This window comes from Pseudomonas sp. ACN8, from assembly GCF_002303925.1.
Classification (GTDB): domain Bacteria; phylum Pseudomonadota; class Gammaproteobacteria; order Pseudomonadales; family Pseudomonadaceae; genus Aquipseudomonas.
In genome coordinates, this window is record NZ_MRCS01000085.1 from 1 (window position 1) to 10855 (window position 10855).

The 10855-nt window shown below is 60.4% G+C and carries 10 protein-coding genes; 7 read left to right on the top strand and 3 right to left on the bottom strand.

Going from position 1 to position 10855, the window contains the following annotated elements:
- Nucleotides 1-120 (top strand): transposase (locus tag BSF44_RS28375; RefSeq protein ID WP_141228961.1); only part of this gene is annotated, 120 nt, incomplete at its 5' end.
- A gap of 60 nt (nucleotides 121-180) precedes the next feature.
- Here BSF44_RS28375 and uvrA read toward each other — a convergent pair.
- Nucleotides 181-3015, bottom strand: a complete 2835-nt coding sequence (gene uvrA / locus BSF44_RS28380) for an excinuclease ABC subunit UvrA (protein ID WP_095946316.1) — start codon at nucleotides 3013-3015, stop codon at nucleotides 181-183.
- A 191-nt stretch (nucleotides 3016-3206) separates the two neighbouring features.
- Here uvrA and BSF44_RS28385 point away from each other — a divergent pair, with 191 nt between their 5' ends.
- From BSF44_RS28385 to BSF44_RS28395, 3 genes are all read left to right on the top strand, one after another.
- Nucleotides 3207-4604, top strand: coding sequence for an MFS transporter (locus BSF44_RS28385; RefSeq protein ID WP_095946317.1), 1398 nt, complete (start codon nucleotides 3207-3209; stop codon nucleotides 4602-4604).
- Between the two features lie 9 nt (nucleotides 4605-4613).
- A complete protein-coding gene (locus BSF44_RS28390) occupies nucleotides 4614-5132 on the top strand; it encodes a single-stranded DNA-binding protein (RefSeq protein ID WP_095946318.1) in 519 nt (172 codons plus the stop codon).
- Between the two features lie 162 nt (nucleotides 5133-5294).
- Nucleotides 5295-6161: an AraC family transcriptional regulator gene (locus BSF44_RS28395; protein ID WP_095946319.1), complete on the top strand. Its 867-nt coding sequence runs from the start codon at nucleotides 5295-5297 to the stop codon at nucleotides 6159-6161.
- Between the two features lie 30 nt (nucleotides 6162-6191).
- Here BSF44_RS28395 and BSF44_RS28400 read toward each other — a convergent pair whose 3' ends face one another.
- The gene (locus BSF44_RS28400; protein WP_095946320.1) at nucleotides 6192-6692 is read right to left on the bottom strand and encodes a YkgB family protein; all 501 of its coding nucleotides are present in this window, start codon (nucleotides 6690-6692) and stop codon (nucleotides 6192-6194) included.
- A gap of 221 nt (nucleotides 6693-6913) precedes the next feature.
- Entirely contained in the window at nucleotides 6914-7474 is a 561-nt protein-coding gene (locus tag BSF44_RS28405; protein WP_095946321.1) for a cysteine hydrolase family protein, read from the bottom strand.
- 101 nt (nucleotides 7475-7575) lie between these two features.
- On the opposite strand from BSF44_RS28405, the gene BSF44_RS28410 reads away from it, so the two are divergent.
- The 3 genes from BSF44_RS28410 (at nucleotide 7576) to BSF44_RS28420 (ending at nucleotide 10639) form a co-directional block, all read left to right on the top strand.
- Complete coding sequence (locus tag BSF44_RS28410) at nucleotides 7576-8568, top strand: GlxA family transcriptional regulator (RefSeq protein WP_095946322.1); 993 nt, start codon at nucleotides 7576-7578, stop codon at nucleotides 8566-8568.
- 213 nt (nucleotides 8569-8781) lie between these two features.
- Nucleotides 8782-9891, top strand: coding sequence for a DUF3182 family protein (locus BSF44_RS28415; RefSeq protein WP_095946323.1), 1110 nt, complete (start codon nucleotides 8782-8784; stop codon nucleotides 9889-9891).
- Complete coding sequence (locus BSF44_RS28420; RefSeq protein ID WP_095946324.1) at nucleotides 9881-10639, top strand: S9 family peptidase; 759 nt, start codon at nucleotides 9881-9883, stop codon at nucleotides 10637-10639. The genes BSF44_RS28415 and BSF44_RS28420 overlap by 11 nt, the downstream gene beginning before the upstream one ends.
- The last annotated feature ends 216 nt before the right edge of the window (nucleotides 10640-10855 follow it).

Here is a 10855-nt window from a genome sequence, read left to right on the forward strand (position 1 = left end):
ACGGGCCAGTTGGAAGGCATCAACAATCGAATAAAGGTCATCAAGCGGATGGCGTACGGTTACCGGGACAGCGAATTCTTTTTCATGAAGATCAAGAGCGTCTTTCCCGGTAATCCGTGAAGAACCACAAAAAAGCCCCTGTCACTGATGAAGTGACAGGGGCTTTTTCATGGGGCCCGGTTAAGCCCTATCACGTTCCAGCAGCGGCTTGAGGTAGTAACCGGTATGAGATTGCTTCATCTCTGACACTTCCTCCGGCGTGCCGACGGCAATGATCTGCCCGCCCTTGGAACCACCCTCCGGACCCAGGTCCACCAGCCAGTCAGCGGTCTTGATCACGTCCAGGTTGTGTTCGATCACTACCACTGTGTTGCCGTGGTCGCGTAGGCGATGCAGCACGTCCAGCAGTTGCTGGATATCCGCGAAGTGCAGCCCTGTGGTGGGTTCGTCGAGGATGTACAGGGTCTTGCCGGTATCACGCTTGGACAGTTCGCGGGACAGTTTCACCCGCTGGGCTTCACCACCGGACAGCGTGGTCGCCGATTGCCCCAGCTTGATGTACGACAGGCCGACGTCCATCAACGTTTGCAGCTTGCGCGCCAGGGCCGGTACGGCATCGAAGAACACCCGCGCTTCCTCGATGGTCATCTCGAGGGTTTCGTGGATGCTCTTGCCCTTGTACTTGATCTCCAGGGTCTCGCGGTTGTAGCGCTTGCTCTTGCACACGTCGCACGGCACGTAGATGTCCGGCAGGAAGTGCATCTCGACCTTGATCAGGCCGTCGCCCTGACAAGCCTCGCAGCGGCCGCCCTTGACGTTGAAGGAGAAGCGCCCCGGCCCGTAGCCCCGGGAGCGGGACTCCGGTACGCCGGCGAACAACTCGCGGATCGGTGTGAACAATCCGGTGTAGGTCGCCGGGTTGGAACGCGGTGTACGGCCAATCGGGCTCTGGTCGATGTCGACGACCTTGTCCAGGTGCTCCAGGCCCTTGATGCTGTCGTGGGCGGCAGCTTCGAGCGTGGTCGCGCCGTTCAGCGCCGTGGCGCTCAGCGGGAACAGGGTGTTGTTGATCAGCGTCGATTTGCCAGAGCCGGACACGCCGGTCACACAGGTCAGCAGGCCGATTGGAATTTCCAGGTCGACATTGCGCAGGTTGTTGCCACGTGCGCCCTTGAGCGACAGCGTCCGCTTCTTGTTGCGTGGTGTGCGCTTGGCCGGGACTTCGATCTTTACCCGGCCCGACAGGTATTTGCCCGTCAGCGAGTCCGGGTGCGCCATGACCTCGGCCGGTGTGCCTTCGGCGACGATATGCCCGCCGTGCACGCCAGCGCCCGGGCCGATGTCCACCACGTAGTCGGCAAGACGGATCGCGTCTTCGTCGTGCTCGACCACGATCACCGTGTTACCGATGTCGCGCAGGTGTTTGAGGGTGCCCAGCAGCCGGTCGTTATCGCGCTGGTGCAGGCCGATGGACGGTTCGTCGAGGATGTACAGAACGCCCACCAGCCCGGCGCCAATCTGGCTGGCCAGACGAATACGCTGGGCCTCGCCACCGGACAGGGTGTCCGCGCTGCGATCCAGCGACAGATAGTCGAGGCCGACGTTGACCAGGAACTGCAGGCGCTCGCGGATTTCCTTGAGGATCTTGTCGGCAATTTCGCCACGCCGGCCGGTGAGCTTGAGCCCGCCAAAATATTCGGACGCATCGCCGATCGGCAGGTTGGTCACCGCCGGCAGGGTTTTCTCGCCGACCCACACGTGCCGCGCCTCACGCCGCAGGCGGGTGCCACGGCAGTCCGGACACGACTGGGTGCTGAGGAACTTGGCCAGCTCTTCACGCACCGATGCCGATTCGGTTTCGCGGTATCGGCGTTCCAGGTTCGGCACGATGCCTTCGAACGGGTGCGAGCGTTTGACGATATCGCCACGGTCGTTCAGGTATTTGAAGTCGACGTTTTGCGAACCGCTGCCGTGCAGGATGAATTTCTGCTGATCGGCCGGCAGTTCGTTGAACGGAACTTCCAGGCTGAACTTGTAGTGCGAGGCCAGCGAACCGAGCATCTGGAAGTAATAGACATTGCGCCGGTCCCAGCCACGAATAGCCCCTTCGGCCAGGGTCAGTTCGCCATTGACCAGACGCTTGATATCGAAGAACTGCTTTACCCCCAAACCATCGCAGGTCGGGCAAGCGCCGGCCGGGTTGTTGAAGGAGAACAGTTTTGGCTCAAGCTCGCTGATGGCGTGACCACAGATCGGGCAGGCGAAGCGTGCGGAGAAGATCATCTCTTCACCCGGCTCGTCGTCCATCGGTGCCACCAGGGCGATGCCGTCCGCCAGTTTCAGCGCGGTCTCGAAGGATTCGGCCAGGCGTTGTTGCAGGTCGGCGCGAACCTTGAAGCGGTCGACCACGACATCGATGGTATGTTTTTTCTGCTTGTCGAGCTTGGGCGCTTCGTCCAGCTCGTAAAGCTTGCCGTTGATTCGGGCGCGGACGAAGCCCTGTGCGCGCAGCTCTTCGAAAACCGACAGGTGCTCGCCTTTGCGCTCGCGAATGACCGGCGCCAGCAGCATCAGCTTGCTGCCTTCCGGCTCGGCGAGGACCAGGTCGACCATCTGGCTGACGGTCTGCGCTTCCAGCGGGATGTCGTGATCCGGGCAGCGGGGAATACCCACGCGAGCATAAAGCAGACGCAGGTAGTCGTAGATTTCGGTGATGGTGCCCACCGTCGAGCGCGGGTTGTGCGAGGTCGACTTCTGTTCGATGGAGATTGCCGGCGACAAGCCTTCGATGGTGTCGACGTCAGGCTTTTCCATCATCGACAGGAACTGTCGGGCGTAGGCCGACAGAGATTCGACGTAGCGGCGCTGACCTTCGGCGTACAGGGTGTCGAACGCCAGGGACGACTTGCCGGAGCCGGACAGGCCGGTGATGACGATCAGCTTGTCCCGTGGCAGGGTCAGGTCGATGTTCTTCAGGTTGTGGGTTCGAGCCCCACGAATCAGGATCTTGTCCAAGGTGGCCTCGCTCGGCGGGCGTCGAAAACGTAGGAGTATACGGCCAAATACTGGATGGATGCACACTATCAAACGAGTGGGCTACTGTCTTACATGAAGAGTGTGTCAGCAATGCGCGTCAAAGCGTCGCGATATACCCTGCCAATCGATGGGACTGGTAGAATCGCCGCCGGTTCACATGAGGTTTTTCCATGCACGATCCCCACAGCGAGCGCATGAGTGGCAGCGAGACCCGCGCGGCAAGCGGGCTGGCCCTGGTGTTCGCCTTCCGTATGCTTGGCATGTTCATGGTGTTGCCGGTACTGGCGACCTATGGGATGGATCTGGCCGGAGCCACGCCGGCCCTGATCGGTCTGGCGATTGGCGCCTATGGCCTGACCCAGGCAGTGTTCCAGATTCCTTTCGGTTTCATTTCCGACCGCATCGGTCGCCGCCCGGTGATTTACCTGGGCCTGATCGTCTTTGCCCTTGGTAGTCTGCTGGCAGCCAATGCCGACTCGATCTGGGGCGTGATCGCCGGGCGGATCCTGCAGGGCGCCGGGGCGATTTCCGCGGCCGTCATGGCCTTGCTGTCCGACCTGACCCGTGAGCAGCACCGGACCAAGGCCATGGCCATGATCGGCATGACCATCGGCCTGTCGTTTGCGGTGGCCATGGTGGTCGGCCCGCTGCTGACCCGTGCATTCGGGTTGTCCGGGCTGTTCCTTGCCACCGGCGGCATGGCGCTGTTCGGCATCGTGATCGTGATGTTCATGGTGCCGCGCTCCACCGGCCCGTTGCAGCACCGTGAGTCCAGGGTCGCGCGCCAGGCGTTGATCCCGACCCTCAAGCATCCGGATCTGCTGCGCCTGGACCTGGGCATTTTTGTGTTGCACGCGATGTTGATGTCCAGCTTCGTCGCCTTGCCACTGGCGCTGGTCGAGAAAGCCGGGCTGCCCAAAGAGCAGCACTGGTGGGTGTATCTGACCGCGCTGCTGATTTCTTTCTTCGCCATGATCCCGTTCATTATCTACGGCGAGAAGAAACGCAAAATGAAACGAGTTTTACTCGGCGCCGTCGTGACGCTGATGCTCACTGAGCTATTCTTCTGGCAGTTCGGCGACAGCTTGCGGGCTCTGGTGATCGGTACGGTGGTGTTCTTCACCGCATTCAATCTGCTGGAAGCTTCGTTGCCATCGCTGATCAGCAAGGTTTCACCGGCCGGCGGCAAGGGCACTGCGATGGGGGTTTATTCCACCAGCCAGTTCCTCGGGTCGGCATTGGGCGGCATTCTTGGCGGCTGGCTGTTCCAGCATGGCGGTCTGTCGGTTGTGTTCCTCGGATGCGCCGGTCTGGCTGCCCTCTGGCTGGCCTTTGCTGTTACCATGCGCGAACCTCCCTACGTCACGAGCCTGCGCTTGCCGTTGTCGCCAGAGGCGATCCGCGAAGCGGGTCTGGTCGAGCGCCTGATGGCGGTCGTAGGGGTAACAGATGCAGTCATCGTCGCGGAAGAGGCGGCGATTTACATCAAACTGGACACCGAACTATTGGATCGCACCACCCTTGAGTGCCTGGTGAACAACCCGGCCGGGGCAGCGTGCGTAGCCTAGGAGAACGTTATGGCCCGTGGGGTTAACAAAGTCATATTGGTCGGCACTTGCGGCCAGGATCCCGAAGTTCGCTACTTGCCTAACGGTAACGCCGTGACCAACCTGAGTCTGGCGACCAGCGAACAGTGGACCGACAAGCAAACCGGTCAGAAAGTCGAAAAGACCGAATGGCACCGTGTGTCGATGTTCGGCAAGGTTGCGGAAATCGCCGGTGAATACCTGCGTAAAGGTTCGCAGGTCTATATCGAAGGCAAGCTGCAGACCCGCGAGTGGGAAAAAGACGGTATCAAGCGTTACACCACCGAAATCGTGGTCGACATGCAAGGCACCATGCAACTGCTGGGCGGCCGTCCACAAGGCGAACAGCAGGGCCAGGGCGGCGGTAACAACTACCAGCAGTCCGCGCCACGCCAGCAGGCTCCGCGTCCACAGCCGTCGGCACCGCAGCAGTCGCGCCCGGCTCCACAGCAGGCAGCTCCTCAGCCGGCTCCGGATTTCGACAGCTTTGATGACGATATCCCGTTCTGATTCTTTCACCAAAGAATAGAACCTGAAAAAGCCCGGCCTCCCTATGGATGCCGGGCTTTTTGCATTTTTACCAGGGCATTCCTCGCCGGGATCGAGGACCGTCCAGCCGCCAGTGCGCAGTGATACTCTGCTACAGGTCCAGACCTTGAGCAGAGTTGCCCTATGGATCGCCTGTCTACGTTGTTGTCACAGTTCGGCGTGCGAGCAAACCTGTTTTACAGCGGCATGCTTTGCGGCGTGGCGTCCTACGATGGCGCCGACCAGCGCGGTCATATTCACCTGTTGCAGGCCGGCTCTGTCACGTTGAAAGGCCCAGGGAGGAGTGAGTTGTTGCTCACTCGCCCCAGCCTGATTTTTCTGCCGCGCCCCAGCCGACATCAGCTCATCGCCAGTGACACTGAAGGCGCCCGGCTGTTATGTGCGTCGATGCTGTTCGACGGTGGCGCGAATAATCCGATATCTGCTTCGCTCCCCGATCTTCTGGTATTGCCTCTGGATGAGTTGCCGTTGCTGGCCGACACCCTGAGATGGATGTTCGATGAAGCTGGCTCCGGGCATTGTGGCAGGGAGGCGGTGCTTGATCGTTTGTTTGAGCTGTTGATCATTCTGCTGTTCCGGCATTTGCTCGACCACCAGCAGTTGAGCACCGGCATGATGGCCGGGTTGGCCGATGTGCGGCTGTCGCGCTCGCTGATGCAGATGCACAACCAGCCTCAACGGGCCTGGTCCGTGGCCGAGCTGGCGAATGAGTCGAACATGTCCCGCGCCGCTTATGCGGTGCATTTTCGCGCGGTCCTGGGGCAAACACCGTTGGATTATCTTCTGAGCTGGCGCATCAGTCTGGCGCAGAAGCGCCTGCGGGAAGGGCGGCCGATTACGCTGATCGCCGATGAGGTAGGTTATGAAAGTCCGTCGGCGCTTGCCCGTGCGTTTCGCCGCAAGACCGGCTGCAGTCCACGGGGCTGGATGAAATCCCTGGCCGTTGAGGGCCGCGTACTTGCTGACGATGACCTGAATGCATCGAGCTGATTCAGGCCATCGGCGGATGAAGCTGGCAGCTCAAGGGGTTTCCAGTCTGGTCAGCGAATGGCCGGCCACGAACAGGGAGGCGGCAAGCAAGCCGATGTCCTTGAGCAGGAACTGGCCAGGCGCGACCGTAATGGCCGGGAAACCAAGGCCGGGCTCAATCACGCCGGGTGTCGAGAACATAAAGCTCAAGGTGGTGAAAAACAGCCCGGCAGACAAGGCGCCTCCGATCAATGAAAGCTTTGGCGACAGCAGGCGGCCCGCAATCAGGACACCAATGGAAATCTCCAGGACACCGAGCAAACTGGAAAACAGATCGACGCTGAAAAGGTCATAGACCCATCCCAGGAAGGGGCTGTTGCTCACCAGTGGCACTAGCCCCTCCGCTTCATAGTGGGTAAATTTCATTCCGCCGAACCAGAAGTAGATAACGGCGAGGGCGAAGTAAATGCCGTAGGTCCCGATCGCCATGGTGGTGAATCCGAGGGATGTTTTTTTCGACAGGCGGTCAGTGCTGATATTCATGCTGTTCATTGTTCAGGCTTCCAGTGAGTTATCCAGAAAGTGGCATGGGTGAAGGCAACATCCCCCGCGTATGCGTTGGGAGTAGAGACATTGTTGGCTTTGGCATGCCTTTCCAGGGTTCTGTCGGTATTGCGTTCGATGCAGATCGTCCAGACTCACTGGCAATAAAAAGCCCATGACGTGTGAGGCCATGGGCTTTTTCATATTTGCTGTCTCGTCCTGAATAGGGTTTACACCTTCTGGCTGCCTGTCAGGAACTCGTCGGTCGACACCACGCTGGCGTACGCAAACGCCAGGGCCGCCATGAACGCAGCATGAACCTGCGCCGCCGGAACCGTCACGCCATTGAACTCCAGGTCTCGGGTGGCGCAGGCGTCATGGATCACGGTGACCGTATAACCAAAATCCGCCGCCGCCCGGGTGATACCGTCGACGCACATGTGGCTCATGCTGCCCACGACCACCAGCTCCTTGATGCCTTGTTCGTCGAGGATCGATTTCAATTCGGTTTCACGGAACGAGTTGACGAAGTGTTTGAGTACCACCGGTTCGTCGGCACGGTTGAGCACTTTCGGGTGCAGCTTGGCGCCTTCAGAGTTCGGGGTGAAAAACGGCGCCTCTTCGGAGGTGAATTCGTGGCGGATATGCACCACTGAATCACCGGCATCGCGGAAGGCCTTGATCAGGCGGACGGCGTTGTCTGCGGCGGCGTCGGCACCGACCAGCGGCCACTTGCCTTGGGGGAAGTAGTCGTTCTGGATATCGACTACGATGAGCGCTTGCTTGGCCATGACTGTTTCCTCGAAGTGTGTGTTGGCGTGGAATGAAGTATTGGCTGTGGCAGGCGATCCGGGGATTGGCCGCACCGACAATAGAAGGGGGAAAACTGACAATGGACGCAGAAAGGGCAATCGCCGAAATCGGCGTGCTGATCTATCCCGGCGCGCAGATGGCGGCGGTGCATGGCTTGACGGATTTGTTCGGGGTGGCCAATCGGATCGCCGCCGAACATCAGTCTGCACAGTTGCCGCTGTTGCGGGTCAGCCATTGGCAGGTTGAAGGCGATCAGGCGCCGGTTCGGATCTTCGATAGTCATTCCGGTCCGGTGCGCGCCTTGGTGGCCGTGTTGATTCCGCCGTCGATTGCCGGTTTTTCCGAAAGCCAGGCACCACAGGGATTGATCCGCTGGTTGCGCGAACAACATGCCAGTGGCGCGACGCTGGGCGGGGTTTGCGTGGGGTCTATCCTGCTGGCCGAAAGCGGTCTGCTCGACGGTCGCAGCGCCACCACCCACTGGACCTCGGCCAAAGCCTTCGCTGAACGTTACCCGGCGATCAGGCTCAAGGCCGATACGCCGATTGTCGATGACGGCGACCTGATTACCACCGCCGGGCTGATGGCCTGGTCAGAACTGGGTCTGCGCCTGGTCAACCGGCTGCTGGGGCCGAGCATCGCCACCAACACCGCACGTTTTCTGGTGGTGGAACACAGCGACAGCGCCAGTGAGTGCGGCAGCAATTTTGCGCCGATCCTCAGCCACGGCGATGCGGCGATCCTCAAGGTGCAACACTGGCTGCAAAGCACCGGGGCGACCGATGTGTCGCTAGCGGCGATGGCCGAAAAGGCAGGCCTGGAAGAACGCACCTTCCTGCGCCGCTTCCGCGCGGCCAGCGGGCTCAAACCCACGGAATACTGCCAGCATCTGCGAGTCGGCAAGGCCCGGGAAATGCTTGAATTCACCAACGGTACCATCGACCACATCGCCTGGACCGTGGGTTATCAGGACCCTGGGGCGTTTCGTGCGACGTTCAAGAAAATCACCGGGTTGGCGCCGAGTGATTATCGGACGCGGTTTGGGGTGAGCCCTGGATCGGTTGCACGCTAGTCGCATCACCTCGATTCCCACAGGGTCGGTTGTGTGGGCTGGAATCGTGCAAAATGCCGGAAAATCAAAGGGCGTCGTGCAGAATAAAACAGGCATCATGCCATCACTTACTGCGCAACAGGCTGATTTGAAAACCCTTTCCCCTCAGGTTAGCTTGGCCTGATCTCTGCACCTCTGAGCTACATTCATCAAGCGTCGATTGAAGGGGGATGCATGACCCCAACAAACCGCAGGAAGCTGGTGGTCGCCCATTCGGTGCTCGCCGACGCGCCAGTACACGAAGTTGAAACCAATCGTGCACTGGCCCGCTGGCTGGCGCAGATACTGGGGCTTAAATACGGCGGCAGCTACGACCCGCAGTTGCATGACGGGCAGGACCTCTACCTGTTGCCGACCCAGACCCTGGTGGGCACTGCGGCAGCCCGGCAACTGGGGGTCAAGGGGCCGGAGGATTTGTGGGGCGGTTATGTCGACCACGACTTCATCTGCACCAAAGCCATCAGTCACGGATTGCTCAACCGCCACGCCCATGCGCCGCCAGGCTGGGCGCCGTTGTTTTCCGAGCGGGTGCGCAGTGTGGTGCTCGACGGTCTCAGCGTGTTCTCCCTGAAGGATGCGCGCCCGGCGGCGGAGCATCTGTTGTACACCGGGCCGATCCGCCTGAAGCCGATTCATGCCTGTGCCGGACGTGGTCAGGAAGTGATCAAAAGCCTCGACGAGTTCGATGAATTGCTTGCCAGGTCAGAGGCTGAGGCTACGTTCGGCGAAGGCGTGGTACTCGAACAGGACCTGGACCAAGTGGTCACCCACAGCGTCGGCCAGAGTTTTATCGGCGACAAGGTACTCAGTTACTGCGGTGATCAATACTTGACCGAGGACGCTCAGGGTGAACAGGTGTATGGCGGATCCAACTTGCTGGTGGTGCCGGGCGGCTATGACGAATTGTTGAAACTGGATCTGCCGGAAGACGTGCGCCTGGCGATCCATCAGGCACAGGTGTTCGACAGGGCGGCGGATGAAGCCTACCCCGGTTTTTATGCCTCGCGGCGCAACTACGATATCGCCCAAGGCATCGCCAGCGACGGCCGGCCGCGCAGTGGCGTGCTCGAACAATCCTGGCGCATAGGCGGTGCCAGCAGCGCCGAAGTGGCGGCATTGCAGCGTTTCACCGACGATCCGGGGGTGTGCGCTATTCGTGTGTCTTCGGTGGAAACCTATACCAATCAGCCGCTGCCGGCGGACGCCATCGAGGTGTACCGCGGGCCGGCGCAGTCCGGTGACTTTCTCCTCAAGTACGTGACGGTTAAACCCTATGACGGCTAGAAGCGAATCCATTCAGATCGACATCGACGACGAACAGATGAGCGGGACCTTCCTGAGTCCCAAATCGAAAGTTCCCGGCGTGCTCTTTGTGCACGGTTGGGGCGGCAGCCAGGAGCGGGATCTGGAGCGCGCCAAAGGTATCGCCGGGTTGGGGTGCGTGTGCCTGACCTTCGACCTGCGCGGGCATACCGGTGGCACCGGCATACCATTGTCCCGGGTGACCCGGGAAGACAATTTGCGCGACTTGCTGGCGGCCTATGACCGCTTGCTCGCACACCCGGCCCTCGATACCTCGGCCATTGCCGTGGTCGGCACCAGCTACGGGGGGTATCTGGCCTCGATTCTGACCTCGCTCAGGCCCGTTCGCTGGCTGGCGCTGCGGGTACCGGCGCTGTATCGCGACGAGCAATGGCACACGCCGAAACGCGATCTGGACAAACTGGATCTGCGTGATTACCGAGGCACCCTGGTGCGTGCCGACAGCAACCGTGCCCTGCATGCTTGCTCGCAATTCACCGGGGACGTGCTTCTGGTGCAGTCCGAGACCGACGAATACGTGCCCCACGCGACGATCATGAGTTACCGCGCGGCCTGCCAGCAGACGCACTCGCTGACTCACCGCATTATCGACGGTGCCGACCATGCGCTGAGCGACCCGGTTTCGCAGCAGGCCTACACCTCGATCCTCGTTGGCTGGATTACCGAGATGGTGGTGGGGGAGCGGTTGAGCATTATTCAATCCGAGTGATTTGCGGTGTGCTTGTGGACGCCTTCGCGGGCAAGCCCACATGGATCGAGGGTGTACATAGAATCTGCATCCACCAACAGACCTTGTGCGGGCTTGCTCGCGAAGGCGTCTTCACAACCAGCACAAAATCACTTGGGTTTTTTCTCTATCCGCAACGCCTTGGCCTTGGCTTCCACCAGCAGGTACATCACCACGGTAATCAACAGCGGCAGGATG

Coding starts and splice junctions, on each gene's coding strand:
- BSF44_RS28390 (WP_095946318.1), top strand. CDS start 4,614: ATGGCCCGTGGGGTTAACAAAGTCATATTGGTCGGCACTTGCGGCCAG.
- BSF44_RS28410 (WP_095946322.1), top strand. CDS start 7,576: ATGGACGCAGAAAGGGCAATCGCCGAAATCGGCGTGCTGATCTATCCC.
- BSF44_RS28385 (WP_095946317.1), top strand. CDS start 3,207: ATGCACGATCCCCACAGCGAGCGCATGAGTGGCAGCGAGACCCGCGCG.
- BSF44_RS28395 (WP_095946319.1), top strand. CDS start 5,295: ATGGATCGCCTGTCTACGTTGTTGTCACAGTTCGGCGTGCGAGCAAAC.
- BSF44_RS28405 (WP_095946321.1), bottom strand. CDS start 7,474: ATGGCCAAGCAAGCGCTCATCGTAGTCGATATCCAGAACGACTACTTC.
- BSF44_RS28420 (WP_095946324.1), top strand. CDS start 9,881: ATGACGGCTAGAAGCGAATCCATTCAGATCGACATCGACGACGAACAG.
- BSF44_RS28415 (WP_095946323.1), top strand. CDS start 8,782: ATGACCCCAACAAACCGCAGGAAGCTGGTGGTCGCCCATTCGGTGCTC.
- BSF44_RS28400 (WP_095946320.1), bottom strand. CDS start 6,692: ATGAACAGCATGAATATCAGCACTGACCGCCTGTCGAAAAAAACATCC.